Source organism: Caballeronia sp. GAFFF2, assembly GCF_023631485.1.
GTDB lineage: Bacteria > Pseudomonadota > Gammaproteobacteria > Burkholderiales > Burkholderiaceae > Caballeronia.
Genome location: NZ_JALQDA010000035.1, coordinates 180812 through 207059, shown reverse-complemented (window position 1 = coordinate 207059; position 26248 = coordinate 180812). Strand labels below are relative to the sequence as shown.

Annotated in this window: 26 protein-coding genes; 17 read left to right on the top strand and 9 right to left on the bottom strand. The window is 62.3% G+C overall.

The window, feature by feature from the left end; all coding sequences use genetic code 11:
• The first annotated feature begins 131 nt into the window (after positions 1-131).
• From NCT04_RS27115 to NCT04_RS27080, 8 genes are all read left to right on the top strand, one after another.
• The gene (locus NCT04_RS27115; protein WP_250468611.1) at positions 132-1223 is read left to right on the top strand and encodes an NAD(P)H-dependent flavin oxidoreductase; all 1092 of its coding nucleotides are present in this window, start codon (positions 132-134) and stop codon (positions 1221-1223) included.
• Between the two features lie 148 nt (positions 1224-1371).
• Positions 1372-2307: a TauD/TfdA dioxygenase family protein gene (locus NCT04_RS27110; RefSeq protein ID WP_250468609.1), complete on the top strand. Its 936-nt coding sequence runs from the start codon at positions 1372-1374 to the stop codon at positions 2305-2307.
• 64 nt (positions 2308-2371) lie between these two features.
• On the top strand, positions 2372-3433 hold the full coding sequence (locus tag NCT04_RS27105; protein WP_250468608.1) for an ABC transporter substrate-binding protein: 1062 nt from the start codon (positions 2372-2374) through the stop codon (positions 3431-3433).
• 29 nt (positions 3434-3462) lie between these two features.
• Positions 3463-4293 (top strand): ABC transporter permease, encoded by an 831-nt coding sequence (locus NCT04_RS27100; protein WP_250468606.1) that lies wholly within the window; start codon positions 3463-3465, stop codon positions 4291-4293.
• Between the two features lie 9 nt (positions 4294-4302).
• Complete coding sequence (locus NCT04_RS27095) at positions 4303-5094, top strand: ABC transporter permease (protein WP_250468605.1); 792 nt, start codon at positions 4303-4305, stop codon at positions 5092-5094.
• Positions 5095-5114: 20 nt separating this feature from the next.
• Positions 5115-5882 (top strand): ABC transporter ATP-binding protein, encoded by a 768-nt coding sequence (locus NCT04_RS27090; RefSeq protein ID WP_250469491.1) that lies wholly within the window; start codon positions 5115-5117, stop codon positions 5880-5882.
• Between the two features lie 386 nt (positions 5883-6268).
• Positions 6269-9409: a CheR family methyltransferase gene (locus tag NCT04_RS27085; protein ID WP_250468603.1), complete on the top strand. Its 3141-nt coding sequence runs from the start codon at positions 6269-6271 to the stop codon at positions 9407-9409.
• Between the two features lie 11 nt (positions 9410-9420).
• Entirely contained in the window at positions 9421-9798 is a 378-nt protein-coding gene (locus NCT04_RS27080) for a response regulator (RefSeq protein ID WP_250468600.1), read from the top strand.
• A 10-nt stretch (positions 9799-9808) separates the two neighbouring features.
• Here NCT04_RS27080 and NCT04_RS27075 read toward each other — a convergent pair whose 3' ends face one another.
• The 3 genes from NCT04_RS27075 to NCT04_RS27065 all read right to left on the bottom strand — a co-directional run bounded on the left by NCT04_RS27075 (position 9809) and on the right by NCT04_RS27065 (position 12782).
• On the bottom strand, positions 9809-10573 hold the full coding sequence (locus tag NCT04_RS27075) for an enoyl-CoA hydratase (protein WP_250468598.1): 765 nt from the start codon (positions 10571-10573) through the stop codon (positions 9809-9811).
• Positions 10570-11745 (bottom strand): CaiB/BaiF CoA transferase family protein, encoded by a 1176-nt coding sequence (locus NCT04_RS27070; RefSeq protein WP_250468596.1) that lies wholly within the window; start codon positions 11743-11745, stop codon positions 10570-10572. The genes NCT04_RS27075 and NCT04_RS27070 overlap by 4 nt, the downstream gene beginning before the upstream one ends.
• Before the next feature lie 146 nt (positions 11746-11891).
• The gene (locus NCT04_RS27065) at positions 11892-12782 is read right to left on the bottom strand and encodes a LysR family transcriptional regulator (RefSeq protein WP_250468594.1); all 891 of its coding nucleotides are present in this window, start codon (positions 12780-12782) and stop codon (positions 11892-11894) included.
• A 238-nt stretch (positions 12783-13020) separates the two neighbouring features.
• On the opposite strand from NCT04_RS27065, the gene kdgT reads away from it, so the two are divergent.
• On the top strand, positions 13021-14037 hold the full coding sequence (gene kdgT / locus NCT04_RS27060) for a 2-keto-3-deoxygluconate transporter (protein ID WP_244830008.1): 1017 nt from the start codon (positions 13021-13023) through the stop codon (positions 14035-14037).
• A 21-nt stretch (positions 14038-14058) separates the two neighbouring features.
• Here the strand turns inward: kdgT and NCT04_RS27055 are convergent, their stop codons facing one another.
• From NCT04_RS27055 to NCT04_RS27040, 4 genes are all read right to left on the bottom strand, one after another.
• Positions 14059-14292 (bottom strand): hypothetical protein, encoded by a 234-nt coding sequence (locus NCT04_RS27055; RefSeq protein ID WP_244830009.1) that lies wholly within the window; start codon positions 14290-14292, stop codon positions 14059-14061.
• A gap of 121 nt (positions 14293-14413) precedes the next feature.
• Positions 14414-14632, bottom strand: a complete 219-nt coding sequence (locus NCT04_RS27050) for a hypothetical protein (protein WP_244830010.1) — start codon at positions 14630-14632, stop codon at positions 14414-14416.
• A 358-nt stretch (positions 14633-14990) separates the two neighbouring features.
• Positions 14991-15677, bottom strand: a complete 687-nt coding sequence (locus NCT04_RS27045; protein ID WP_244830011.1) for a type 1 glutamine amidotransferase domain-containing protein — start codon at positions 15675-15677, stop codon at positions 14991-14993.
• Positions 15678-15805: 128 nt separating this feature from the next.
• Positions 15806-16411 (bottom strand): TetR/AcrR family transcriptional regulator, encoded by a 606-nt coding sequence (locus NCT04_RS27040; protein WP_250468592.1) that lies wholly within the window; start codon positions 16409-16411, stop codon positions 15806-15808.
• A gap of 250 nt (positions 16412-16661) precedes the next feature.
• Here NCT04_RS27040 and flgM point away from each other — a divergent pair, with 250 nt between their 5' ends.
• Positions 16662-16967: a flagellar biosynthesis anti-sigma factor FlgM gene (gene flgM, locus NCT04_RS27035; RefSeq protein WP_244830013.1), complete on the top strand. Its 306-nt coding sequence runs from the start codon at positions 16662-16664 to the stop codon at positions 16965-16967.
• A 352-nt stretch (positions 16968-17319) separates the two neighbouring features.
• On the opposite strand, the gene NCT04_RS27030 is transcribed toward flgM, so the two are convergent.
• Positions 17320-18096: an EAL domain-containing protein gene (locus tag NCT04_RS27030; RefSeq protein WP_250468590.1), complete on the bottom strand. Its 777-nt coding sequence runs from the start codon at positions 18094-18096 to the stop codon at positions 17320-17322.
• 89 nt (positions 18097-18185) lie between these two features.
• Entirely contained in the window at positions 18186-19118 is a 933-nt protein-coding gene (gene gcvA, locus NCT04_RS27025) for a transcriptional regulator GcvA (protein ID WP_250468589.1), read from the bottom strand.
• A 108-nt stretch (positions 19119-19226) separates the two neighbouring features.
• Here gcvA and NCT04_RS27020 point away from each other — a divergent pair, with 108 nt between their 5' ends.
• The 7 genes from NCT04_RS27020 (at position 19227) to NCT04_RS26990 (ending at position 26227) form a co-directional block, all read left to right on the top strand.
• Positions 19227-20432 carry an MFS transporter gene (locus NCT04_RS27020; protein ID WP_250468587.1) on the top strand — a complete coding sequence of 402 codons (1206 nt, stop codon included), beginning with the start codon at positions 19227-19229 and terminating at the stop codon, positions 20430-20432.
• Positions 20433-20736: 304 nt separating this feature from the next.
• Positions 20737-22038, top strand: a complete 1302-nt coding sequence (locus NCT04_RS27015) for a gallate dioxygenase (protein ID WP_250468579.1) — start codon at positions 20737-20739, stop codon at positions 22036-22038.
• A gap of 30 nt (positions 22039-22068) precedes the next feature.
• On the top strand, positions 22069-23421 hold the full coding sequence (locus tag NCT04_RS27010; protein ID WP_250468578.1) for an MFS transporter: 1353 nt from the start codon (positions 22069-22071) through the stop codon (positions 23419-23421).
• Positions 23422-23435: 14 nt separating this feature from the next.
• Positions 23436-24461, top strand: coding sequence for an amidohydrolase family protein (locus tag NCT04_RS27005; protein WP_250468576.1), 1026 nt, complete (start codon positions 23436-23438; stop codon positions 24459-24461).
• 2 nt (positions 24462-24463) lie between these two features.
• Entirely contained in the window at positions 24464-25147 is a 684-nt protein-coding gene (gene ligK / locus NCT04_RS27000) for a 4-carboxy-4-hydroxy-2-oxoadipate aldolase/oxaloacetate decarboxylase (RefSeq protein WP_250468575.1), read from the top strand.
• Between the two features lies 1 nt (position 25148).
• Positions 25149-25841, top strand: coding sequence for a substrate-binding domain-containing protein (locus NCT04_RS26995; protein ID WP_250468573.1), 693 nt, complete (start codon positions 25149-25151; stop codon positions 25839-25841).
• Positions 25838-26227 carry a hypothetical protein gene (locus tag NCT04_RS26990; protein ID WP_244830023.1) on the top strand — a complete coding sequence of 130 codons (390 nt, stop codon included), beginning with the start codon at positions 25838-25840 and terminating at the stop codon, positions 26225-26227. The genes NCT04_RS26995 and NCT04_RS26990 overlap by 4 nt, the downstream gene beginning before the upstream one ends.
• The last annotated feature ends 21 nt before the right edge of the window (positions 26228-26248 follow it).

Sequence of the window (26248 nt, the reverse complement as noted above, 5' to 3'; positions counted from 1 at the left end):
CGCAGCATAGGTAGTCGTCGCCCGCTTGGCTTCCGTGCAGGAAGGAGCGGGCGATTTGTTATCTGGCCTCGCAGCCTTGCGTGCGGTTTCATCGTCGAGAAGCTCGAGGCCACTATCGAGAGGACATGGTCATGAGCAGGAGCAACGCTTTATTGCCGTTACTCGGCATCAACAAGCCCATCATTCAAGCGCCGATGGCCGGTGTCACGACGCCTGCTCTCGCGGCGGCGGTATCGAATGCGGGCGGACTGGGGTCGCTCGGCGTGGGCGCGATGAACGCCGAAGCGGCGCGCAAGGTCATTCGCGAGACGCGCGCGCTGACCGACAAGCCGTTCAACGTCAACGTGTTCTGTCATAGCCCGGCTAAAGCCGACGCCGCTCTGGAAAGCGCGTGGGTCGAATGGCTCGCGCCCGTCTTCGCGCGATACGGCGCCACGCCGCCCGCGCGGCTCAGCGAAATCTACACGAGCTTTGTCGTCGATGAAGCCATGCTCAAGGTCTTCGTCGAAGAAAAGCCGGCTATCGTGAGCTTTCACTTCGGCCTGCCTTCGAAGGACTATATCGATGCCCTCCGTAACGCGGGCATCAAACTGATTGCATCTGCAACTAATGTGAGTGAAGCGGAGCAAATCGCAAAAGCGGGTATCGATGCGATCGTCGCGCAAGGCATCGAAGCGGGCGGGCATCGCGGTATCTTCGACAGCGAAGCCGACGACGATTATCTCGGCACCTTCGCCCTCACGCGTTTGCTCGTGCGCAAGTTCGACGTACCGGTGATCGCGGCGGGCGGCATCATGGATGGCGCGGGAATCGCCGCCGCGCTCGCGCTCGGCGCGCAGGCGGCGCAGCTTGGCACGGCTTTCGTTCCGACCACCGAGTCCGCAATCGATGCGGGATATCGTCGCGCGCTTCTGAGCGATGCCGCGAATCACACCACGCTAACCGCCGCGATATCGGGCCGCCCGGCGCGCAGTCTCGTCAACAAGTTCACGGAACTCGGGCGTGAGGCAAACGCACCGAACAGCCCCGCGTATCCCGTGACTTACGACGCGGGCAAGGCGCTGCATGCGGCGGCCAAGGCACGAGGCGAGTTCGGCTATGGCGCGCAATGGGGCGGGCAGGCGGCCGCACTCGCGCGCGAAATGTCCGCCGCGGAATTGATGGCGCGGCTCGAAGCGGAACTCGATGAAACGATCGAATCCTTACAGCGTTATTCGCGTTGAATAGCGGATTCGAGCAAAGCGTCATCACCTCGGCGCTGTAAAGCTTAGTCGAAACGCTTCGTTGGTCTGATGGGCAGTCGATGCTTCAATGTTTCGGTCGCGTTCTTTCGCGGCTTGCCCACGATATCCGAAACCAACGGAGCAACCGATGTCCGATTCCGCTACGCTCGACCACGATTCCGTCCGTCAGCCCGCCGCCACGCAGGAGCCTTTCCAGGTCCGTCCCATAGGCGGCCGCATTGGCGCCGAAGTGCGCGGCGTGACGCTCTCAGGCGATCTCGACGATACCGCCATCACTCGCATCAACGACGCGCTGCTCAAGCACAAGGTGCTGTTCTTTCGCGGCCAGTCGCATCTGGATGACGCCTCGCAGGAAGCGTTCGCCGCGCGTTTTGGCGACACCGTGGCGCATCCCACGGTGCCTTCGAAGGAAGGCACGAGCCGTCTGCTCGAACTCGATTCGAAGCACGGCACGCGCGCGAATTCATGGCATACGGATGTCACTTTCGTCGATGCTTATCCGAAGATTTCCATCCTGCGCGGCGTGGTGATCCCGCCCGCCGGCGGCGATACCGTGTGGGGCAACACCGCCACCGCCTACAGCAACCTGCCGCAGCCCTTGCGCGATCTCGCCGACAACCTCTGGGCGTTGCATTCGAACGCCTACGACTACGCAGCCACGCGCAACGCGCCCGACACCGAGACGGAGCGCGAGTACCGCAAGCAGTTCACCTCCACGCTCTACGAGACGGAACATCCCGTGGTGCGCGTGCATCCGGAAACGGGTGAACGCACGCTCGTGCTGGGTCACTTCGTGCAGCGCTTCGTCGGGCTGTCGCAGCGCGATTCGGACCGACTGCTCGAAATCTTCCACGATCACATTCAGCGCCTCGAGAACACGGTGCGCTGGCGCTGGACGCAAGGCGATGTCGCGATCTGGGACAACCGCGCGACGCAGCACTACGCGGTGGCGGATTATGGCGATGACCACCGCGTCGTGCGTCGCGCGACCGTTCACGGCGACGTGCCCGTTTCCATCGACGGCAGAAAGAGCCGCACCGTCAAGCGCGAAGCACGCGCCTGAACGCCCTCACTGGCGATGACGCGGGTCATCGCCAGTCGATCATCGAATAACGCCGAAGGACAAGATGACAACGAGATTCGCGCGCTTCGCGGGCGCTCTTTTGTGCGCCGCATTCGCTTCCATCTCGCACGCCGCGGCGCCGGAAACAGTGCGCATCGGCGTCGCGCAGCAGGGCGCGGGCGACCCGCCCACGTTCGGCGGCTCGCCTGCCGCCACCGCGCAATTGCAGCATCGTGTCGAGGATGCATTGCAGGGCGATCACATCAAGGTCGAGTGGATCTTCTTCAAGGGCGCGGGTCCGGCCGTGAACGAGGCGCTCGCCAACAAGCAGATCGACTTCGCGTATCAGGGTGACTTGCCCGCCGTGCTCGGACCCGCGAACGGCCTGAAGACGCACTTGCTGCTCGAATCGAATGTGCGCGCGGGCGTGTACGTCGCGGTGCCGCCGGACTCCGACATCAAGTCGGTGAAAGACCTCAAGGGCAAGCGCGTGGCGATTTTTCGGGGCACGAATCTGCAGCTCGTGGCGGATAACGTGCTCAAGGAAAACGGCCTGACCGAACGCGATCTGCGCGTCATCAATCTCGATACGGCCGCGGCGCAGGCAGCGCTTGCGTCGAAGGGCGTCGATGCCGTGTTTCTCGACTACTCGCTCTTCAAGTTGCAGCGCCAGGGTCTCGCGAAGATCGTTTATGCGTCGCGCGATGGCGGCATGCAACTGACGCGGCAAGCGCATCTGCTCGTACTCGACGACTTCGAAAGCGCGCATCCCGACGTGGTGCAAAAGGTCGTGACTTCGGTGGTGCAGGCCGCGCAATGGTCGTCCGACGAAGGCAATCGCAATGCGCTCTTCACGTTGTGGTCGAAGAGCGGCGTGCCGTCGGAGTCGTGGGCATCGGAGTATGCGAATCAGCCTTTGAAGGACCGCAATTCGCCGCTCATCGATCCATTCGTGCAGGCACGCTATCAATCCGTCGCCGATGACGCCTTGCGGCTGAACCTCATTCGCCAACCTGTCAGCGTGAACGGCTGGTTCGAGCCGAAGTATCTCGATCAGGCGCTCAAGTCGCTCAAGCTCGAAAGCTACTGGCCGCGCTTCGATGCGTCGGGCAAGCCGGTCGCCTGACCCGCTTCTTTCTCAACGGAGAACTTCCGATGGCGAATGCTCTCTCGCGTGTGCTGGTGCCGGCGGCACGCCGCAACGCTTCGGTCGCGCGCGCATCCGGCGGCACGGCGCGTTCGCTTGGCTGGGCCGTATTGCCGTGGCTTCTGCCGCTCGCCTGCGCGTTGCTATGGGTTATAGGCTCGCGTTTTGGATGGATCTCCGCGCAGGTTCTGCCGCCGCCCTCGCTGGTCTTCGATACCCTTACCGCGCTCATCAAGAGCGGCGAACTATGGATGCACTTGGGCGCGAGCATGTCGCGCGCGGCTGTAGGCTTTGGCGGCGGCGTGGTGCTCGGCATTCTGCTAGGCGGCGTGCTCGGCCTGTCGCGCACGGTCGAGGCGTATGTGCTGCCGAGCTTCAACGCGATCGTGCAGGTGCCCGTGCTCGGCTGGCTGCCGTTTCTGATGATCGTGGTGGGCATCGGTGAGCCGTTGAAGTATCTGCTCATCGGTCATGCCGCGCTCGTGCCGGTGACCCTGAGCACCTTGCAGGGCTTTCGCAGCACGCCGCCCGAGTTGCGTGAGGTCGCGGCGGTGTATCGCTATACGCGCTGGCAAACCATTTTGCGTGTGGTCTTGCCCTCGTCGGTGCCGATGATCGGCACGGGCATTCGCCTCGCCTTCACCAAAGCATGGCTGACGCTCGTGGTTGTGGAACTCGTGGCATCGTCGGAAGGGCTCGGCTATCTGATCGTGTACGGACGCCAGCTCTTTCAACTGGATCTGGTGCTGGCTTCGGTCTTGATCGTGGGCGCGGTCGGCTATGTCGCCGATCGCTTGTTGACCGCGCTCGAGCGCAAGTTGCAGCGCGGCGCGGTCTAGGAGCGGACGATGTCATCGATAGAACTCGAAGCAGTCCCGCGTGTTGCCATGCCGAAGCGCTGGCGCGGCTTCGTGCTGCCGCTCGCGGCTCTGGCGATATGGTGGCTCGTATCGCGCGATGCCAAGCCCGCCCACGGCATGATGGTGTCGCCCGCGCAAGTGCTGCATGTCGCGTGGGAACAGTTGCGTAGCGGCGCGCTGGCGCGTGCGTTGTCGGCGTCGCTTGCGCGGGAGTTGACGGGCTTTGCGATCGGCACTTCGCTCGGGCTCGCGCTCGGCGCGTTGCTGGGTGTGTCGAAGCTCGCGAATCGCGCCATTGCGCCGAGCTTCAACACCTTCAAGCAAGTGTCGCTGTTCGCGTGGATTCCGCTCATCTCCGTGTGGTTCGGTCTCGGCGATGTCGCGAAGGTCGTGTTCCTGTCGCTCGCCGCGCTGGTTCCGGTCGTGATGCATACGAGCGACGGCATCCGCGCCGTGCCGCCGCGTTTTCTCGAAGTGGCGCGCGCGTATCGCTACGGCAAGTTGCAGACGCTCGCGTTAGTGGTGCTGCCGGCCGCGCTGCCTTCGATCTTCACGGGCATCTATCTCGCGCTCATCTATTCGTGGCTCGCGACGCTCGGTGCGGAGTATCTGCTCGTCGCGGGAAGCGGGATCGGCAATACGCTCGTGGATGGCAGCGAACAGTTTCGGATGGATCTCGTCGTATTCGGCGTGATCGTCGTGGGAATAACGGGGTGGGCGCTCAACGCGCTCGCGCGTGCGGTGCAGCGGCGCTGGTTCAGCGAAGCGCGCGCGGCTTGAGGAGAATGACGATGGCAGCGATACCAACGATGGCAACGGACACGAGCGGCCTCGCGCTGCGGCGGGTGAGCAAGCGTTATGAAGGCGATGCAGGTGCGCCCGTGCTGGATCGTATCGACCTCTCGATCCGAAGCGGCGAGTTCGTGAGTATCGTCGGGGCGAGCGGTTGCGGGAAGTCGACGCTCTTGCGGTTGATCGCAGGCCTCGATGCGTCGTACGAAGGCGAAATCGAATTCGGCGGCGAGCGCGTGGTCTCGACGGATCTTTCGCGCGGCATCGTGTTTCAAGATCATCGTCTGTTTCCATGGCTGAACGTCGAACAGAACGTCGCGGTGGCCTTGCGCAACGCCCCTTTGAGCAAGCACGAGAAAGCGCGTGCGGTAGCCGAGCATGTGGCGCTCGTCGGCCTCGAGGGGTGCGAGGGACAGTATCCGCATCAGCTCTCGGGCGGCATGGCGCAGCGTGTCGCCATTGCGCGAGGGCTCGTCAACCGGCCGCGTTTGCTCTTGCTCGATGAACCGTTCGGCGCACTCGATGCGCTCACGCGCGCACGGCTCCAGGACGAACTGCAACGCATCTGGGCGCAGGAGCGCATCACGATGGTCCTCGTCACGCATGACGTCGAGGAGGCGGTGCTGCTCTCGGATCGCATCGTAGTGATGGAAGCGCGTCCGGGACGTATCGGCGAAATCGTCGATGTCGACCTGCCGCGTCCGCGCAAGCGCGGCAGTCTCGATGTCGTCGCGCTCAGGGACGGTATTCTCGAAGGGTTCTTTCACGAAGCGTAGAAGCGCTGCCAGACAGCGCTCGTCGCCGTCGCCATCGCCGTGAAATAAAAATCGAACGGATTCGACGGCGAGTCAAGGCTTATATTCGTGAAGCGGCCCGCGCGGGCCGTTTATGTTCAACACTCTGGCTGACCGCTCGCGTCACGCCATACATGTCTGCCCGCCTTGCATGCACGCTTCGACGCCCGTTGCGCGCGCGGTAATATAGACTGATACCTTTGTTCTTCGAGGCGGTCCATGACCAGCAAGCACGCAATCGACGTCCGTCTTACGGAACATCTCGCGGTTTTCGTCAGGGCGCGCTCAGGCCTTGCTCGCGAAGCCGGACTTCTCCCGGAGGCAAGGCGCCTGGACCGCAGCGACAATGCGCCGATGCGGGAGAAGTCATGACACCGGCAACCGACTTCCCCATTGTCGGCGTCGGCGCGTCCGCTGGCGGCGTCGAGGCGCTGGAAGGCTTCTTTCGCGGCATGCCGGAAAAGCCAGGCCTCGCTTGCGTGATCATCACGCACCTGAGCCCGGACCGTATCAGCTTGTTGCCGGAGATTGTTTCGCGTTTTACGCCAATGCAGGTACACGCGATTGCCGAAGGCGAGCCGATCGAGATCGATAGCGTCTATCTCTTGCCGCGCGATGCCATCGTCAGCGTCTCGAACCGGACCTTGCACGTGCAGTCACTGGACAAGCCGCGTCGCGAGCGCAAGCCGATCGACCATTTCCTGAGCACGCTCGCGCTCGATATCGGCGAACTGTCGGCAGGCGTCATTCTCTCAGGCGGCGATTCGGACGGCACGCTCGGCATCAAGGCCATCAAGGAGCGGGGCGGACTGACGCTCGCACAGGTTGCGGACGGCTTCGGACCGCATCACCCGGACATGCCCAATAGCGCCATTGCCACTGGCCTGGTCGATTTCGCCGTGCCGGTCGACCAAATGGGCGCGAAGCTCGCGAGCTTTGCCGCCGGCGCCTTCAGGCTCGATTCCGTCGTGGAAGAGCCCGAAGTCGAAGCCGCCGCGAAAGCATTCGACGAGGCGCGAGAAGCCATTTACGGCATCTTGCGCGATAACGTCGGACACGACTTCAGCGGCTACAAGGTCAAGACTTTTTCGCGGCGGGTGCAGCGGCGCATGCAGGTCCGGGCGATGGCAACTCCGGAGAGTTATGTAGCGCGGCTCGCGGCCGATCCGCAGGAAGTGACGGCACTGTTTCGCGATCTCTTGATCAACGTCACGAGCTTTTTCCGCGATGAGCACGCGTTCGAGAGTCTCGCCACACTCGTCCTGCCGAAGCTTTTCGAAGGCCGCACCGCCGAGGATGTCGTACGTGTCTGGGTGCCGGGCTGCGCCACGGGCGAGGAAGTGTATTCCATCGCCATGCTGATGTCCGAACAGATCGCAGGTGTCGAGAAGGCGCCGCGCATCCAGATCTTCGCCACCGATATCGACGACGGAGCGCTCACGGTGGCGCGTGCGGCGCGCTATCCGCTGGCGTTGCTCGACAATGTATCGCAAGAGCGGCGCGACCGTTTCTTCGTGCCGGACGGCAGCAGCTTCGTGGTGGCCAAGGAAGTACGCGAACTGTGCATCTTTTCACCGCACAGCGTCATTCGCGATCCGCCTTTCTCACGCATCGATCTCGTGTCGTGCCGCAATCTCCTCATCTACTTCGGAATCGAGGTCCAGAATCAGGTCATTCCGACCTTCCACTATGCGCTGCGCCCGGACGGTTTTCTGTTCCTCGGCCCGTCGGAGAACGTGAGCCAGTTCGACGAGTTGTTCGTTCCGCTCGACAAGAAGCACAGGCTTTTCAAGCGCCGCGCCGATGTCGTGTCGCAAGTGCGCCTGCCACTCGCGGTATCCGCGCTGACTATCGGCCATTTGTCCGCGTTGACGCCAAGCCGTCCGCCCCTGGGCGGCGCCGCGCTGCGCCTGGCTGTCGACGGTCATATGATCGACCGCTTCACGCCGCCGCACGTGCTCGTGACGCGCGATGGCGATGTCGTCTACTACTCGGGCCGCACCGGCAAATATCTCGAGGCAGCGCCCGGCATGCCGACGCGCCAGCTATTCGCAATGGCGCGCAAGGGGCTGGGCCTCGACTTGCGCTCGGTGTTTCGCGAAGCGGTCGACTCGGGCCGCACGATCGCGCGAGAGGGGGTGGTGGTCGAGGGCGAGGACGGCCGTGTACAGGTGATCAATCTGACCATCGAGCCGCTCGTCCAGCAAGCGCCGGGTGAGCGCATGTATCTCGTCGTGTTCCAGGACCAAGGGCCCGTGCTCACGCGCGAAGAGGCGCTTGCGCGCGCCGAGGCCATGCACGACGGCACCGCGGAGCAAATCGAAAAGGAACTACGGGATACCCGTGAGCGCCTGCAATCGATGATAGAGGAATACGAGACCGCGCTCGAAGAACTCAAGTCGTCGAACGAAGAGTTGGTTTCGGTCAACGAGGAACTGCAATCGTCGAACGAAGAGCTGGAGGCGTCCAAGGAAGAGCTCGTCTCGCTCAACGAGGAGCTGCACACCGTCAATCTGGAACTGAATGGCAAGATCGACGCGCTCGACCGCTCGAACAGCGATCTTCACAACCTGTTCGAAAGCACGTCGGTCGCCACCGTGTTTCTCGACCGGCAATTTTCCATTCGCTCGTTTACCCCGGCAATGGCCGATATCTTCCATATCCGTCCGGTCGATCGCGGGCGTCCCATTTCGGAGCTCGTCAGCCGTCTCGACCTTCCGGGGCTGGAAGAAGGCATCCGTGAGGTATTCAGGAGTCAGGAAACACGCGAACAGCAGGTCAGCAGCAAGGATGGGCTGAATCATTTCCTCGTGCGTCTCGCACCTTATCTCAACGGCGATCGCAAGATCGACGGTGTGGTCATTGCTTTCGTCGATATCACGGGAATGGTTCATGCTGAAGGTAGACAGGACGTTTTGATTGCGGAATTGCAACACAGGACGCGAAATCTGTTGTCGGTGATTCAGTCGATCGCGCAACAGACGCTCTCGGGCGACGAAGCGCTCGACACGTTCACGAGTCGCCTCGCCGCGCTTGGCAGGCTGCAGGGCTTGATCGGCGAAGCGAACGGGCATCTGATCAATTTGGGTGACATCGTTCGCCTTGAATTCGAGGCGCTCGGTGTGGGCAGCAGCGATAGGGTCTCGGTGAGTGGACCGGTCGTGCCGCTTGGCTTTCGCAACGTTCAGACGATCGCGCTCGTGCTTCACGAACTCGCGACCAACGCGCTCAAGTACGGCGCATTGAAGCATAAAGGCGCACGGCTCGTCGTCAGCTGGATTGTCGAGAAAAGAGAGTCCGGGCCGGAATGGCTCGTTCTGGACTGGATCGAAAGTGGTGTGCGCATCACGCCCGAGGACAAGAAAATCGGCTTCGGCCGGCAACTCATCGAGAAAGCGCTTCGTTTCACGCTACACGCTCGCACCGAGCTCGACTTCAACTGGGATGGGGTTTCGTGTCATATCGAGATCCCGCTGCGACCAGCGCATATGCACGGCAGCAGTCCCTAGGGGGTCCGAAAATGGCAGTAGTCGGGACACCGCTCGAAGGTTTGAGCATCTTGGTCGTGGAAGACGATTACCTGGTGGCGCTCGCGCTGTCCGCGTTGCTCGAAATTGCAGGGGCAATCGTCGTCGGGCCGGTGGCGTGGGCGCAGGACGCGCTGGCGCTTCTAGACGACGACGAACATTACATCGACGTTGCTATTCTCGACATCGACCTCAACGGCGAGAAGTCATACGCCGTAGCAGATGAACTGACGCTGCGTGAGATCCGCTTCATCTTTGCAACCGGGTACGGTGTCGATTCGATCGATATCGCCTACCGGCATCATCCGCGTTGTCAAAAACCCTTCGATCATCAAACGCTCTTCAACACGCTCGCACTGAGCGGGCGTTGAAGAATCGCGCTCACCGTTTCGGCTTGCCCGAAGTGAATGCTGTCACCGCATCACGAAAAGCCGCGCTTCCATAGACTTCCTCGATGATGTCTTCGTCCGCGAAGCTCTGGTCGATCACGATGCGCCGTAGGCTCTCCTTTACCGCCTTCTGCGTGATTGGCGACAACGCCATGAGCCGCTCGGCAAGCGCATGCGCGCTGGCATCGAGCGCGTCTTTCGTCACCACCGAATATACGTAGCCGCACGCCAGGACCTCGTTCGCTGCGAGAAAGTCGGCGAGCATCAGCATGCGCTTGACGCGCGGCACGCCGAAAGCCGCATGTAGCCGCGCGATATTGCGCGACGAAAGCGTGTTCGAGAGCGTCTTGGCAATCGGTGCGCCGAACCGGGAGTTTTCGCTGCACACGCGAAAGTCGCAGGCCGTGGCGAGCGCGAGACCACCGCCGACCGCCCAGCCATCGATCACGGCGAGCGTGGGAAGCGCGATGCGCTCGACTGTATCGATCACGCGCTCGACCAGCGCTTCGTAGGCCACGCCATCGTGTCCGCCGCGAAAGTCCTTGAAGTACTCGATATCCGTTCCCGCGATAAACGACTTGCCGCCCGCGCCGCGAAAGAGAATGCAGCGCACGTCTTTATTGCGCTGGCATTCGTCGATACGCGCGAGCAGCGCTTCGTACATGGGAATCGACATGGCGTTGTGACGCTCGGGCCGGTCGATGACGATCTCCGCCGCGCCCGATGCATGCAGCGTAAGCCGGACATGTTCGCTCATGGCTTCATTCCACTGGTTCCGTTGATCTCCGCGAAGATCTCTTCGTTATGTTCGCCGAGCAGGGGCGGATGGCGGCGCACGGTCTGCGGCGTCCCGAGCAGCTTGACCGGAAAGCCGATGTTCTTCACCTTGCCTTCGTGCGGATGATCGATTTCCATTGCCATGCAGCGATGCGTGGCATGTTCGCTCTCGAATGCTTCCGGATAAGTCAGGATAGGGCCGGCTGGAATGCCGGCCGCGAGCAGGGTATCGACCCATTCCGCGCTGTCGCGCTTGGCGAACTCCTCTTCGAGCACTTGGATCATGGCCTCGCGGTTTTTCAGGCGCAGCGAGACGTTCGCATAGTCGGCGTGGTCGATCAGATCGGGCCGCTTTAACAACCCGCACAGCTTCGTCCACAGCTTCTGGTTAGTCGCGCCCATCACGAAGTAGCCATCGCGCGCCTTCACGGCCTGATACGGCGCGCTCATCTTGTTGCTGGTGCCAAGCGGTGTCGGCGGCACGCCCGTGCCCCAGTATTCCGACATGTCCCAGATCGAGAAGGCCATGACGGAATCGAAGAGAGAAGCGTCGATATGCTGACCGACGCCCGATTTTTGCGCGCCGATATAAGCCGACAACAGCCCCGACACCGCAAAGAGCGCGCAGCCGATATCCGCCACCGGCACGCCCGCCTTGACCGGCTTGCCGCCGGGATATCCCGTCACGCTCATGACGCCGGACATGGCCTGAGCCATCAGATCGAAGCCGGGCCGCGTGGACCACGGGCCGCTTTGCCCGAAGCCCGAGATGCTCACATAAACGATCTTCGGGTTGATCTCCCGGATCGACTCGTAATCGATACGAAGCCGCTGCACCACGCCTGGCCGATAGTTCTCGACGATCACATCGGCAGTCTTCGCGAGCTTGTAGAAGAGCTCGCGGCCTTCGTCGCTCTTCAGGTCCAGCGTCACCGAACGCTTGTTGCGGTTCATGTTGAGAAAGCCCATGCTGTCGGGCCCTTTCATCTTGAAGCCCATCGCGCCGCGCGTCTGATCGCCTTCGGGCGGTTCCACCTTGATGACATCCGCGCCCATGTCGGCGAGCAGCATGCAGGCGAACGGGCCCGCCATGACCTGGCTTACGTCGAGCACGCGGATTCCGTCCAGGGGGAGAGGTTTTGTCTGGGTCATGTCGATTGGTTCGGTGGAGAAGGGCTTCGACCTGCGGCGCGGGTCATGCCTTCACTTTCGACCACCGCTTGCAATGCCGCAAGGCTTGCGCGGGCAAGGCTGGCTTCGCAATTCGCGAAAGCCTCGAGCGTGCTTCCTCGTTCAGACTAGTCGCGTGCGTCGAGCAGCTCGGCCACGACGCGTTGAAGCGTCTGTTCCTGAGCGTGACCTTCGACGCAAGAAAGCACGTAGCTGCGCTTATGCCAGTCGCCTGCAATCTCCTGCGACGCAATCGCGCCTTCGGGGTGAAAGCTGCGCAGCACAGCCGCGGGCATGAGGCCGACGCCCAAGCCCTGACGCACCATCACGAGCATGGTGTCGAAGCCGCTCACGGCGTAATTGTTCGCGAAGAGTCGTCCCCGGCTCTGATGTGCGCGTTGCAGCGCGGACAGAATGGCGGAGCCTTTGCCGAGACTGATCACGGGCAAGTCCATGATCTCGTCGATACCGAGCGGCGCATCGTCGAACTCAAAATGTTCGGTGCTATACACGAGTTCGAGCCGGTCTTCGCGATACGGCATGCGGTCGAGGTCGAGAAAGCCGCTCTTCTTTTCGTAGATGCCGATATCGATGACCTTGTCGCGCAACAACTGCTGAACGATTTTGCTGTTCTCCTCCTGAACCATGAGCGAGATGCCGGGATGCTTGCGCTGAATCGCGGCGATGGCGCCCGCCAGAAACTGCATGACCACCGCCTTCGGCGCACCGATGATGATGCGCCCGTGGCGCCCTTCCTTGAGCGCGCGCGCATCGCCTTCGAGACGGTCGATCAGATTGTCGATCTGGCGGATGTACAGCAGCAGCTTCGCGCCCGGCTCGGTGAGCTGCACACCGTGCGGAACGCGCGTGAAGAGCTTCGCGCCCAGTTGCGCTTCGAGGTCCGATACGCGCCGCGAGGCGGCGGCCACCGCGAGACTGAGCTTGTCCGCGGCGCGCGAGATGCTGCCTTCGTCCGCGATGGCGAGAACCAGACGGATGGTGGTCGTATCGAATTTCACTAAGGCTCCGTTTTGTCGTGCTCGCGAATGTGAAGTGTCCGCGAAGGCCCACCGGACAGGCAAACCCGGTAACTCTGCCCGCGCACGGGTAAACGATTAACCCGCCTCCCGGCTTTGCATTCAGCGAATATAAAACAGCGATGCTATATTGCGCCGAACCGATGCGGCCGAGCTTAAAGCGGCGCATTGCACTGGGTAGACAGCCCGCCATCCGGACGCCAAAGTCCACGGAGGAGACATGAATATAAAGAAAGCGATTGACCGCATTCCAGGCGGTCTCATGCTCGTGCCCTTGCTGCTCGGCGCCTGCGTCCATACTTTCGCGCCGGGCGCGGGCAAGTACTTCGGCTCGTTCACGAACGGGTTGATCACGGGCACCGTGCCGATTCTCGCGGTGTGGTTCTTCTGCATGGGCGCGACCATCGACCTGCGCGCGACCGGCACCGTGCTGCGCAAGTCGGGCACCTTGCTCGTGACCAAGATGGCGGTTGCGTGGATCGCGACCATCGTCGCCGCGCACTTCATTCCTATCGATGGCGTCAAGGCCGGTCTCTTCGCGGGCCTCTCCGTGCTCGCCATCACCACGTCGATGGACATGACCAACGGCGGACTCTACGCCGCCGTGATGCAGCAGTACGGCAGCCGCGAGGAAGCGGGCGCGTTCGTGCTGATGTCGGTGGAATCCGGGCCGCTCGTCAGCATGCTGATTCTCGGCGCGACGGGCGTCGCGTTCTTCGAGCCACGCCTTTTCGTCGGCGCGGTGCTGCCGTTTCTGATTGGCTTCGCGCTCGGCAATCTGGACAGCGACCTGCGCGAACTGTTCGGCCGCTGCGTGCACCCGCTGATCCCGTTCTTCGGCTTCGCGCTCGGCAATGGCATCGACCTGCACGTGATCGCGACGAGCGGCTTGCCGGGGGTTGCGCTTGGGTTGGGCGTGATCGTCGTGACGGGCATTCCGCTGATTCTCGCGGATCGCTGGATTGCGGGCGGCAATGGCGCGGCGGGACTCGCGGCTTCATCGACGGCGGGCGCGGCGGTGGCGAATCCGGCGATCATCGGCGAGATGATTCCGCGCTTCAAGCCGCTCGTGCCGGCGGCCACCGCGATGGTCGCGACCGCCTGTCTCGTGACGGCCATTCTCGTGCCAATTCTGACCGCGCTCTGGGTGCGCCGGCATCGGGCGCGTCATGGCCTTGAAGAACAACGTGTGGAAGAACCGGTGCGGCCGCTCGGCGAGCGCGACGTGCACGTGTGATTTCGTGCGGCCGACGAGCCGTCAGGATGGCTCGTCGCTCACGAACAGCATCGAGATATAAAGAATGGTCGAAACGGCGATAAGGCCAACGCCCGTGAACACCTTGGTGCGATTGAATTCGAGCCCGCCGTCGATGGCGATACCAATGCCGAGCACCGAGCCTAGCGTCCCGAAGGCCGCGAGCGCGACATGCGCCTTGCTCAAAAAGAGACGCCGGCGTTTTCTGCCGGCTTCGCTGAAGGGTCCTCGTCGCATCGCTTCTCCATCGGCCATGTAGCCGCGCCGTTATTTGCGTTCCGGATGAAGCAGCAATATCACAAAAATAAAACGTGCTTCGCGAAAGAAATCGGCGAAGCACGTTCGTATCGACGATGCGTCACTCGACGCTTTCCCAGTGCTCCGGCTCGCCCTTGTCCGTGATACGCACCTTCGCCAGCAAGGGCGTATAGCCGCGCAGCCTGATTTCGCTGACCGCGAGCTTTTCTGAACTGAACACCTGCTCGGTGATCTTCGTGCCGTCGGGATACTCGAGTGTGTATCCATCGATCGGGCCCCATCGGCCCTTGGGCAAGGGTTCAACGTAGATTTGCATCATGATGACTCCGGCGTTGTAGGAAGCGTCGGGCAAGCGCCGTGACTGCGGCTGCCTCTTATATAAGAGCGTAGCCCTTAAGCGTGGCGCTGCATCGAGGAAAATGACGGCTAAATTTGCGCGTTGAATCAGAGGGTTGGAGAGAAAATTCCGCGATGAGAAACGCACCGGGGCTATGTGCAACGCGTGCATGCTGCCACGCAGCAGGATTTCTCACGACACGCGGGCTGGTTTCGTGATGTGGGATCGACGAGCTCACGCGCCCGGCAATTTGCCCGTGCATCGCAAGTCCTGGCACGAGCGTGGGTTCCATGGCGCGCGGCCGCCCAATGGCCGCGCGCGCCGGTAACGTCAACGTCGGTTATTGCGCGAGCGCCGGGTGCTTCATCAACGTCGCCGCAGCGGACGACGATGAAGCCGGGTTCTGCCCGGTAATCAAAAGGCCATCGGTGACGACATAAGGTGCCCAGTCTTCGAGCTTCGAATAGATGCCGCCCTTCGCCTTGAGTTCGTCTTCAACGAGGAACGGCACGACATCGGTCAGTCCGACCGCGGCTTCCTCGGAGTTGGTGAAGCCCGTGACTCGTTTGCCTTCGACAAGCGGTGCGCCCTCCGGCGTGCGGACATGGCGCAGCACGCCAGGTGCGTGGCAGACCAGCGCGACAGGCTTGCCAGCGGCCAAGAAGGCTTCGATCAGGGCGATCGAGTTTTTGTCTTCGGCCAGGTCCCAGAGCGGACCATGACCGCCCGGATAAAACACGGTATCGAAATCGGCTTGCGAGACGAGATCGAGCTTTACCGTGCTGGCAAGCTGCGCGGTAGCCTGCGAATCGGCTTCGAAACGATGTGTCATTTCGGTCTGATTGGCCGGCTCGTTGCTCTTCGGGTCGAGCGGCGGCTGACCACCTTTAGGCGATGCCAGCACGATTTCCGCGCCCGCATCCCTGAAGGCGTAGTAGGGTGCGGCCAGCTCTTCGAGCCAGAAACCCGTCTTGCGGCCCGTGTTGCCGAGTTGGTCATGCGAGGTCAGAACCATGAGCACTTTCATGTTGCATCTCCGTGGGTGAGTAAGGCGAAACCGTAAAGAAGGTTGATGGGGTTAGTAGACCAGTCGTCTAGTAAATGCTTCAAAAAAAGCACCTCTAAAGAAGTGCTGGCACCTCGCTCCCTGCTTCGTCAGGGAGCAAGTCGCAAGATCTGCTGCGTTGTCGTCGTCGCCACTTCAAACGGCTGCGTGTTGCGAACAATCTTCACCATGATGCTGGCGCCGAGCCACAGTTGATACAAGCTCTGCGCGACGCTTTGCGGATCACCTTCGATCGAAAGCGAGCCTTCCGCCACACCGATTTCGATTGCACTTGCAAGACGGCTAACGATCCCCGCCGTGCCGCGCTTCAGCGTGGCGCGCATGGCCTCCGACATGTCCGCCACTTCGGCGCCGAGCTTGACCGCGAGACATTTGCCCTGGCAATCGAAGAAGGACTGGGTTTCTTGCCAGATGCTCCAGTAGTTCGTCAGCCGCTGCGCCATGCTCAGTCCGGGCTGCGCTAGCGTCTGGTCGAGGTCGTTCAGGTAGTCCTCGAAATAGCGTTCCAGGAGCGCCACGCCGAACGCATCCTTGGAGCCAAAATAATGATAGAACGAGCCCTTCGGCACGCCGGCTTCCGTGAGAATCTCATTCAGGCCGACGGCGGAAAAGCCTTTGGCGCCGATCAACCGTTGACCGACGGTAATGATGTTTTCGCGGACGTCGACGGTTTCTGATGTGTTTGCGGTAGGCATGGGTGGACTTTAGCTTATAGTAGACCAGTCGTCTAGTATTTTAAGAAATTTCTTGCCCTCGCAGACGCCAAGTCCGGTCTATGTGCGATTCCTCACACTTTGTTTCAATTTGTTGCAAATACACGGGAGGCTTACTGGATAAGGCTATGCGGGCTGGACGAGGTTGCGAGGGTGTCGGCAGGCCGCCGGGCTTGGTAAAGATTTCAAGCCCCACTCCGTTAAAGAACTCAACAGACAAGGAGCCGAAGCCATGAAGATCGAATCGAACAACACGCCCGCCGCACTCCAATCCGACACCTTTCGCGTAGCAAGCAAACGCGATGTGCAGGCTACGGGCGGCGTGCAGCAAACCAGCGCGACCAACGCAACCAGTTCGAAAGTGACGTTGTCCTCGTTGTCGTCTATGCAAGTCACGGGCGGCGCGGACATCGACACGGCGAAGGTCGAATCGATCAAGGCGGCTCTGCGTGATGGAACCTACAAGATCGACTCGGGCAAGATTGCGAGCGGCATGTTGAGCACCGCAGGCGATTTGCTCAAGACGACGATGCGTTGATGGGTGGTTAAGCGGGAATGGAGCGCGGGCGGCATAGCGCAAAGCGTCGGGGGACAAAACCAAATGCCCCGTTCAAATGGCATGGCCGATTCTGCAGATTCGTAGTCGAGCGGACCGACGCGTAGTGAGCCCGACACCAATCACTCGCCTGGCGGCCCATACATCTTCGGATTTCTGCGCGGCGCCTCGACACGCTCTGAATGTGAATGATCAGTCGATGCCGGAGCTTGGGTGGCCGACCCTTCGGCTCCAACGCTATTCTCTGGCGATGCCGGCGCACCAGGCACCGCGCATCCCGCCAAAACGATTAGCAACGTCCCAAGCACGGCTTTCAACATTTTGGCACCCTGCATTAACGCACATTGGCAATCGCAGGCATCTCTTTAAACGAGGGCTTGGCGAACAAATAGCCTTGCATCAGGCTCACGCCGGCTGCTTCCAGAAAATCGCGCTCGCCTTGCGTCTCGATGCCTTCCGCGATCACGCGAATTCCCAGATCACTGCAAATCTTCAAGACGCCGGCAACGATCCGCTGACGCACGGTGTCGGTGTCGATGTCGCGCACCAATGCCATGTCGAGCTTGATCAAGTCCGGCTGAAAGTCGGCGAGCAGTGTGAGCCCTGAATAACCCGCGCCGAAATCGTCGATCGCGGTCTGAAAGCCGAACGATTTATACGCGCGGAAAATCTGCACCAGATGCGAACGGCTAATGATGTTTTCACCTTCGATGGTTTCGAAGATGATCTTATTCACCGGGAAGCCGTGTTTTTCGGCGGCCTCGAAGGTACTGCGAATGCATGCCGCAGGCTGATAGACCGCGTTCGGCATGAAGTTGATCGACAGAAAGCTGTCCATGCCCATGCTTGCCGCCTGCTCGATTGCAGTCGTGCGGCAACGTTGATCGAAGTTATAACGGTTCGAGTCGTCGACCTGCGACAACACCGAACCCGCCGATTCGCCATTCGGCCCGCGTACGAGCGCCTCGTAGGCATAGGGACTGCCCGACCGCACGTCGACGATAGGCTGAAACGCAAAGGCCATTTCGATCTGCGCCACTTCGGGGCTATTGCAGCCACCGCAGCGAACGGGGCCGTTTGCCGGCTGTCCCGCCTCGTGAATTTTGATCATGTTTCGTTCGTCTGAAAAGTTGGTCTTTGAAGCGACAGCTTGCCATCTCGCGCCGGCCTTCAATATATCGGACGATGGGACGCGCTTCTTTAACTTCCGGCACCTCCCGCGCTCGCCATGATCCACTTCTCGAAGGAAACCACGGCGTCATCCCCGACGCGGTCTGCGTTGATCACCAGTGTGTAATCGGACGCGCGCCACGCCGGCGCCGCGATCGGGCATACGAGTCGGCCTTCGGCGATATCGCGTCCGATCAGCGGCAACGACGCGAGCGCCACGCCAAGCCCCTCCGCTGCAGCAGCGAGTTGCAGATATGTGTGCTCGAACTCGACGTGCCGGGCCGCGCGCAAGTCCGCCGCGCCCGCCTCCTTGAGCCACGACGACCAACTCGTGCGCGTGCTGGCGGAATGCAGCAGCGCGTGATGACGCAGATCCGCGACGCTTGCTATGGGACGCTGACGCAGCAGCGCGGGGCTGCACACCGGCAAGCGCACATCGGCCATCAACGAGCGCGATACGACGCCCGCGCCTTGTTCATGACCCGAGCGTATGCCGATATCGAAGGCATCGCCGATATACCGCAACTTGCGCGACGTGGTCGACAACCTGACGTCGATATCGGGAAAGCGCGCCTGAAAATCGGCGAGACGCGGCAGCAGCCAGCACAACGCGAAGCTCGCCAGCGCGTTCACGCGCACGACGCCGGACACGCGGCGCGTGAATTCGTCGTGCCTGAGGCGCGCTGCCCCGCGTGTGAGACGTTCGAACGCGCTGCTCACGTCGTTGAGGAGTGCCGCGCCTTCATCTGTAAGCTGAACGCCGCGCGCGCGCCGCTCGAACAACGGCACGCCGAACCAGTCTTCGAGCAGCCGTATTTGCTTGCCGACCGCCCAATGAGTGACATGCAGGTCGGCCGCCGCCGCGGCGAAGCTTCCATGCCGGGCGACCGCCTCGAAATTGCGCAACGCATTGAGCGGCGGCAGCCTGTCCCGGTCCTGCGCCAGATTTGCTGGTTCGTCCATGGCGTGACTTTATCTCTCCATTGACGCGATCTTACGTCAATTGAAGGCGCCTTCCTCGAGTCATAAAATTGTCTTTTAGGCCTCGTCACGCCGTCGTCCGGGAGACTCATGCGCTTTATTCCGTTTTCCTTGCCGTCCTTGCTTAAAACAGACCGGACCGCGCTTTTACCTTCGCGCGTGCTTTGGCTGTCCTGCGTCGCACACGCGCTGCACGACGGTTACACGGACATGATCTACGCGTTGCTGCCGGTGTGGCAGGCGGACTTCGGTCTGGGGTATGGCGCGCTCGCCATGCTGCGCGGCGTCTATGCCGGAACCATGGCGAGTCTCCAGATACCGGCCGGGCGTCTGGCGCAAAGGCTTGGCAGCCGGGCGACGCTTGCGCTCGGCACGTTGCTCGCAGCCGGTGGCTACGCGCTCGCGGGTATGTCGGGAAGCCTGCTCGGTTTGTGCGTGGCGTTGGCGGTATCGGGAAGCGGGTCGAGCACGCAGCATCCCATTGCATCGGGCGCGGTGTCGCGCGTCTATGGCCGCCGCGCGCGCGGCCCATTGAGCGTCTACAACTTCTCCGGCGATCTCGGCAAATCGGCATTGCCGGCCGCAATCTCTCTTCTCGTTACGCTCATGCCCTGGCGTCACGCGCTCTGGATCATGTCGGTCCTGGGTTGCGTCGTCGCTGTATCCATTGCACTTTTCTTTCCTGTCATACCGAGAAGCACGCCGGCCGCCGATGCGCAATCCAGCGGCAACCGCGGCCGCTCAGGACGAGGATTTTCGATGCTGCTCTCGATAGGCGTGCTCGACACCAGCGTTCGCATGGGCCTGCTGACGTTCCTGCCGTTCTTGCTGAAAGAGAAGGGCATCTCTCCACCGATGCTGGGCACGGCGCTCGCACTCGTCTTCATCGGCGGCGCGGCCGGCAAGTTTGCCTGCGGATGGCTCGGCGCGCGGCTGGGCGTGATCGGCACCGTGCTCGCAACCGAGGGCGGCACGGCGGCCTGCATCGTCGCGGTGATGCTCTGCCCGCTGAGTGTCGCGATGGTCTTGCTGCCGCTCCTCGGCGTGATGCTCAATGGCACCTCGTCCGTGCTCTACGGCACCGTGCCGGAACTGGCGCCACTCGACGGAGCCGAGCGGGCCTTTGCGCTCTTCTATACCGGCACCATTGCGTCGGGCGCGATCTCGCCGGTCATCTACGGTTTCCTCGGCGACCGGATCGGCGTGCACGGCGCCACGCTTGCCACGGCTCTCACGGCCATCGCCATTTTCCCGCTGGCCATCGCACTGCGCTCGCGCCTCGCGCACGAGGCCTAGATCGCGCATGTTCGTGCCAATCCGTCCGCGAACATGCGGGCGGTCGGGCGACCTTGCGTCTTCCTTCTTCGCGCATCAGTTTTATTTATCGGACGCCGCATCACGCAGCCAGCCGATCGCTCGCCCAACCCCAGCAAGCAAAGGCATCGAACGTCGTCGGACGTATCGAATCGCGCCCATCTTCATGGTTTACGCGTAGTTTCCCGCGCTGCCGCCAGCCGCTATCTTCCATTCAGTTTTCCGCACCAGACACCGCTGCCGATGGACGCGTAACGCGTCGCCCGGCACCCGAAGGAGCATCACAATGGCTCGCATCATCGGCGGCATTGCTGCCTCGCATACCCCGACCATCGGTTTCGCGTTCGACAAGAACAAACGTGACGACCCGGTCTGGGCTCCCATCTTCGAAAACTTCGCGCCGCTCGCAACATGGCTCGAAGAAAAGCGCCCCGATGTGGTCGTGACGATCTACAACGACCACATCACGTCGTTTTTTTTCGATCACTACTCGGCCTTCGCGCTCGGCGTCGGTCCGGAATGGCGCGTCGCGGACGAGGGCGGCGGCGCGCGCGATCTGCCGCCGATCAAGGGGCATCCCGCGCTCGCGGCGCACATCGGCAACTCGCTCGTGACCGACGAGTTCGATATGTCGTTCTTCCAGAACAAGCCGCTCGATCACGGCTGTTTCTCACCGCTCTCGATGCTTACCCCGCACAAGCCCGACTGGCCGATGCAACTGATTCCGCTGCAAATGGGCGTGCTGCAACTGCCCGTGCCGAGCGCGCGGCGTTTCTACAAGCTCGGTCAGGCGCTGCGCCGCGCCATCGAAAGTTATCCGGAAGACCTCAAGGTCGCGATCATCGCGACGGGCGGCCTGTCGCATCAGGTTCACGGCGAACGCGCGGGCTTCAACAACACGGAATGGGATCACCGCTTCCTCGATCTCTTCGAGCGCGACCCCGAGCAACTCGCCGACATGACGCTCGCCGAATACGCGGAACTCGGCGGCTTCGAAGGCGCTGAAGTGGTCATGTGGCTGACAATGCGCGGCGCGCTGTCGAACAACGTCGTGTGCAAGCACCGCAGCTACTACCTTCCGTCGATGGCCGGTATCGCGACCGCCATCTACGAAGGCGAGGACAGCGAGACGAAGCCCGCGATACTCGAACGTCATCGCCAGAAGATGGCCGTGCAACTCACCGATGTCGAGAAGCTGCAAGGCACGTATCCGTTCAGCATCGAAACGGCGGTGCGGGCTTATCGCATCAACGACTATCTGCATCGCATGGTCGAGCCCGCGCATCGCGAGGCGTTCAAGGCCGACGAGGAAGCGAGCTACGAAGCAGCGGGTCTGAGCGAACAGGAGCGCGATCTTCTGCGCCGCCGCGACTTTCGCGGTCTTCTTCACTACGGCGTGATCTTTTTCATGCTCGAAAAGCTGGGCGCGGTGACGGGCATCTCGAACCTGCATATTTATGCGGCGATGCGCGGCGAAACGCTCGAGGAATTCCAGAAGACGCGCAATGCGCCCGGCGCGCTCTACTCGGTGGCGGGCAAGGGCGCGGGCAATCTCGCCTGGGACAAAGAAGAGAAGAACAAGGCTTGACGGCCAAAACGATGCAACACGGAGACGAACATGAACAGCGGTAAAACCATCGACATCAAGGGCTTCATCGACGCGCGGCCCATCTCGGCGTACCAGTGGTTGCTGGTCGCGCTGTGCTTTCTCGTCGTCGCGGCCGACGGCATGGACGTCGCCATCATGGGTTTCGTGGCGCCCTCGATCATCGGCGACTGGCACATCTCGCGGCCCGCGTTCGGACTCGTGATGAGCGCCGCGCCCATCGGACTCGTGATCGGCGCTTTGACGGCGGGACCGGCTTCGGACCGCATCGGCCGCAAGTGGGTGCTGATCACCTCGGTGTTCCTGTTCGGCGTCTTTACCATCGCGACGGCGTTCACCAATTCGCCCTCGTCGATGGCGCTCCTGCGCTTGCTGACCGGTATCGGTCTTGGCGCGGCCATGCCCAACACCACGACGCTGCTCTCCGAATACGCGCCGCAGCGCAAGCGCTCGCTGCTCATCACCATCATGTTCACGGGCTTCAACCTCGGCTCCGCGCTGATCGGTTTCGTCGCCGGCTGGCTGATTCCCGAGCACGGCTGGCGCTCGGTGCTGATCTTCGGCGGCGCGTTGCCGCTCGTGTTGATTCCGCTGCAGATCTGGCTGCTGCCCGAATCGGCGCGTCTCATGTCGGTGCGCGGCGCGACCTCGCAACGGATCGGCGCGGTGCTCGGACGTGTCTGCGGCGAGCGCTTCAAGGGCGATGAAGTCTTCGTATCGACGGAACCGCCGCTGCCGACCAAGAAGCCTATCGGCGTGCTGTTCTCGCAAGGCTATGGTTTCATGACCGCCGCGTTGTGGGTCACGTACTTCATGGGCCTGCTCGTGATCTATCTGCTGACCGGCTGGCTGCCCACCTTGATGAAGGATGCGGGTCTCACGGTTTCCGCCGCCGCCAACATCACGGCGATGTTCCAGATCGGCGGCACCATCGGCGCGATCATCGTCGGCTTCATCATGGACAAGACGCGGCCCGCGCCCGTCATCAGCGCGGCGTATCTCGGCGGCGCGGTGTGCGTGCTGGGGCTTGCGTGGATTGGCGCGTTGTCGTCGTCGCTCGCCGTGCTCGTGTTCGCCGCGGGCTTTTGCATGAGCGGCGCGCAGACCGGCCTCAACGCCTTCGCGCCGGGACGCTATCCGACCGTGGCGCGCGCCACCGGCGTGAGCTGGATGCTCGGCATGGGACGCTTCGGCAGCATCTTCGGTTCGGCCATCGGCGGCGCGCTGCTCGGTCTGGGCTGGCAGTTCGGCGCGATCCTCGCGATGCTCGCCGTGCCCGCCACGCTTGCCGCCGTCGCCATTCTCGTCGCGCAGAAAACGCGCGCCGGCGAACCCGCGCCGCAAACGAACGCCGCTGCACACTAGTTTCTGGAGCAAGGATGATCATCGACATTCACGGCCACTACACCACCGCGCCCAAGGCGCTGGAAGCGTGGCGCAACCGGCAGATCGCCGGCATCAACAATCCTTCGGAGAGGCCGGCGGTTTCCGAACTGCGTATCAGCGACGACGAATTGCGCGAGTCGATCGAGAGCAATCAGCTTCGCCTGATGCGCGAACGCGGGCTCGACCTGACCATCTTCAGTCCGCGTGCGAGTTTCATGGCGCATCATATCGGCGACTTCGACGTGTCGAGCACATGGGCCGCGATCTGCAACGAGCTGTGCTTTCGCGTGAGCGAGTTGTTCCCCGATCACTTCGTCCCCGCCGCGATGCTGCCGCAAAGCCCTGGCGTCGATGTGGCGACGTGCATTCCCGAACTCGTGAAGTGCGTCGAGCAATACGGCAATGTCGCCATCAATCTGAACCCGGACCCGTCCGGCGGTCACTGGACGAGCCCGCCGCTGTCCCATCGTTATTGGTATCCCATCTACGAAAAGATGGTCGAGTACGATATTCCCGCGATGGTCCACGTGAGCACGAGTTGCAACGCGTGCTTTCACACGACCGGCGCGCATTATCTGAACGCGGACACGACCGCCTTCATGCAGTGCCTGACCTCGGACCTGTTCCGCGACTTTCCGAGCTTGCGTCTCGTGATTCCGCACGGCGGCGGCGCCGTGCCTTATCACTGGGGACGTTTTCGCGGGCTGGCGCAGGAATTGAAAAAGCCGCTGCTCGAAGACCATTTGCTGAAGAACATTTTTTTCGATACCTGCGTGTATCACCAGCCGGGCATCGACCTGCTGACGCGCGTGATTCCCGTCGACAACATCCTCTTCGCGAGCGAGATGATAGGCGCGGTGCGCGGCATCGACCCGCAAACGGGACAGTATTTCGACGATACGAAGCGCTATGTCGAAGCCGCGCAGATCGAACCCGAAGCGCGCTACAAGATCTACGAAGGCAACGCGCGCCGTGTGTATCCGCGCCTCGATACGGCGCTCAAGTCAAAGGGACGTTGAACATGGTCGAACTCGGAGTGGTTTATCGCAACATCGATCGCGCGGACGCAGAGGCCGCGACCAAACTCGGCGCGCTCGGCTCGGCGACCGTGCATGAAGCCATGGGGCGCGTCGGTCTCTTGAAGCCGTACATGCGGCCCATCTATGCGGGCGCTCAGGTGAGCGGCACGGCGGTGACGGTCCTTCTGCAACCCGGCGACAACTGGATGCTCCACGTCGCCGCCGAACAGATTCAGCCCGGCGATATCGTCGTGGCCGCCTGCACCACCGACAACACCGACGGCTTCTTCGGCGACTTGCTCGCGACGAGTTTCAAGGCGCGCGGTGCGCGTGCGCTCGTCATCGACGGCGGCGTGCGCGACGTGCGTGTGCTGACCGCAATGAACTTTCCCGTGTGGAGCCGCGCGATCTCGTCGAAGGGAACGGTCAAGGCGACGCTTGGCTCGGTCAACATTCCGGTGGTCTGCGCGGGCGCATGGGTTACTCCCGGCGATGTGATCGTCGCCGACGACGATGGCGTGGTCGTGGTGCCGGCTGCATCGGCGAGACAGGTGCTCGACAAGGCGAGCGCGCGCGAAGCGCTGGAAGAAGAGAAGCGCGACAAGCTCGCGAGCGGCGTGCTGGGTCTCGACATGTACAACATGCGCGAGCCGCTGCAACGCGCGGGCCTGCGCTACATCGACTGATATGGCAACGACGATTACCGGCATCTCGTCGATGGCGACGAAGCATCTGCTAGCCGATCTCGCCCATGCTTATGCAAGCGCATTCGCGCAGCCGGTCGCGATCGAATCGACGGGCGGCGTGGCGGCGTTGCGGCGTATCGAGGAAGGCGAAGCGTTCGATATCGTCGTGCTGGCCGCGAACGCCATCGAGCGTCTCGCCGAAGCGGGACGTATCGATCCGGCGAGACGCGTGAATATCGCGCGTTCGGGCGTGGCCGTCGCGGTGAAGGCGGGCGCGCCGCATCCCTCCATCGACGACGAAAGCGCCGTGCGTCACGCAGTGTTGGCCGCGCGCAGTATCGGCTATTCGACCGGGCCGAGCGGCGCGTATCTCATGCGGCTGTTCGAGCGCTGGGGCGTGCTTCAGGAGGTGTCGTCGCGTATCGTGCAGGCGCCGCCCGGCGTGGCCGTGGGCGGACTTATCGCGCAAGGAGAAGTGGAGCTGGGCTTTCAGCAGATGAGCGAGCTGATCGGCGTCGCGGGCATCGACGTAGTGGGTCCGTTGCCCGCGGACATTCAGACGCTCACGGTATTTCAGGGCGCCGTGTGCACGGCCGCGCGCGAACCCGTGCTCGCGCGCTCCCTTCTTGCTTACCTGAGTTCTCCGGAAGCCGGCGCTGTCATGCAACGTCTTGGCATGGAACCCGTTCGATGAGCACGCGCCTGAGCGAACGATGCAGACTTGCACTCTTCCGCCTGGCGTTGTCCGCGCCAGGCGGTGTCACCGTGTTTCTGATGGCCGATGGACGAGAGAGCGCCTTGCGCATCGCGCGCGCGGCCGTCTCCATTCTTCGCGAAGTGCCGGTGCATGAAGTGCGCGTACGCGAATCGCTGTCGTTTCGCGAGTTGCTTCGCGCGGGCGTCAGCGACGACCCCGATCTGCGCGTGTTCGAAGCATCGTCGAAAGACGGCAAGGTGCAAGCCTGGATCGAGCCGCCGATCTTCTTTACCGACGACGCCACCTTGCTCGGGAAGTGGGCCGAGCTGCATGCGGATCTCGCGACGGAGACCGCACGGCAGCTCATCGACCGCGCAAAGTAGGGGCGGACTTCAGGCCATTAA

Coding starts and splice junctions, on each gene's coding strand:
- NCT04_RS27040 (WP_250468592.1), bottom strand. CDS start 16,411: ATGCCTACCGCAAACACATCAGAAACCGTCGACGTCCGCGAAAACATC.
- NCT04_RS27005 (WP_250468576.1), top strand. CDS start 23,436: ATGATCATCGACATTCACGGCCACTACACCACCGCGCCCAAGGCGCTG.
- NCT04_RS26990 (WP_244830023.1), top strand. CDS start 25,838: ATGAGCACGCGCCTGAGCGAACGATGCAGACTTGCACTCTTCCGCCTG.
- NCT04_RS27075 (WP_250468598.1), bottom strand. CDS start 10,573: ATGAGCGAACATGTCCGGCTTACGCTGCATGCATCGGGCGCGGCGGAG.
- kdgT (WP_244830008.1), top strand. CDS start 13,021: ATGAATATAAAGAAAGCGATTGACCGCATTCCAGGCGGTCTCATGCTC.
- NCT04_RS27070 (WP_250468596.1), bottom strand. CDS start 11,745: ATGACCCAGACAAAACCTCTCCCCCTGGACGGAATCCGCGTGCTCGAC.
- NCT04_RS27085 (WP_250468603.1), top strand. CDS start 6,269: ATGACACCGGCAACCGACTTCCCCATTGTCGGCGTCGGCGCGTCCGCT.
- flgM (WP_244830013.1), top strand. CDS start 16,662: ATGAAGATCGAATCGAACAACACGCCCGCCGCACTCCAATCCGACACC.
- NCT04_RS27010 (WP_250468578.1), top strand. CDS start 22,069: ATGAACAGCGGTAAAACCATCGACATCAAGGGCTTCATCGACGCGCGG.
- NCT04_RS26995 (WP_250468573.1), top strand. CDS start 25,149: ATGGCAACGACGATTACCGGCATCTCGTCGATGGCGACGAAGCATCTG.
- NCT04_RS27110 (WP_250468609.1), top strand. CDS start 1,372: ATGTCCGATTCCGCTACGCTCGACCACGATTCCGTCCGTCAGCCCGCC.
- ligK (WP_250468575.1), top strand. CDS start 24,464: ATGGTCGAACTCGGAGTGGTTTATCGCAACATCGATCGCGCGGACGCA.
- NCT04_RS27015 (WP_250468579.1), top strand. CDS start 20,737: ATGGCTCGCATCATCGGCGGCATTGCTGCCTCGCATACCCCGACCATC.
- NCT04_RS27080 (WP_250468600.1), top strand. CDS start 9,421: ATGGCAGTAGTCGGGACACCGCTCGAAGGTTTGAGCATCTTGGTCGTG.
- gcvA (WP_250468589.1), bottom strand. CDS start 19,118: ATGGACGAACCAGCAAATCTGGCGCAGGACCGGGACAGGCTGCCGCCG.
- NCT04_RS27105 (WP_250468608.1), top strand. CDS start 2,372: ATGACAACGAGATTCGCGCGCTTCGCGGGCGCTCTTTTGTGCGCCGCA.
- NCT04_RS27095 (WP_250468605.1), top strand. CDS start 4,303: ATGTCATCGATAGAACTCGAAGCAGTCCCGCGTGTTGCCATGCCGAAG.
- NCT04_RS27030 (WP_250468590.1), bottom strand. CDS start 18,096: ATGATCAAAATTCACGAGGCGGGACAGCCGGCAAACGGCCCCGTTCGC.
- NCT04_RS27055 (WP_244830009.1), bottom strand. CDS start 14,292: ATGCGACGAGGACCCTTCAGCGAAGCCGGCAGAAAACGCCGGCGTCTC.
- NCT04_RS27045 (WP_244830011.1), bottom strand. CDS start 15,677: ATGAAAGTGCTCATGGTTCTGACCTCGCATGACCAACTCGGCAACACG.
- NCT04_RS27115 (WP_250468611.1), top strand. CDS start 132: ATGAGCAGGAGCAACGCTTTATTGCCGTTACTCGGCATCAACAAGCCC.
- NCT04_RS27020 (WP_250468587.1), top strand. CDS start 19,227: ATGCGCTTTATTCCGTTTTCCTTGCCGTCCTTGCTTAAAACAGACCGG.
- NCT04_RS27100 (WP_250468606.1), top strand. CDS start 3,463: ATGGCGAATGCTCTCTCGCGTGTGCTGGTGCCGGCGGCACGCCGCAAC.
- NCT04_RS27050 (WP_244830010.1), bottom strand. CDS start 14,632: ATGATGCAAATCTACGTTGAACCCTTGCCCAAGGGCCGATGGGGCCCG.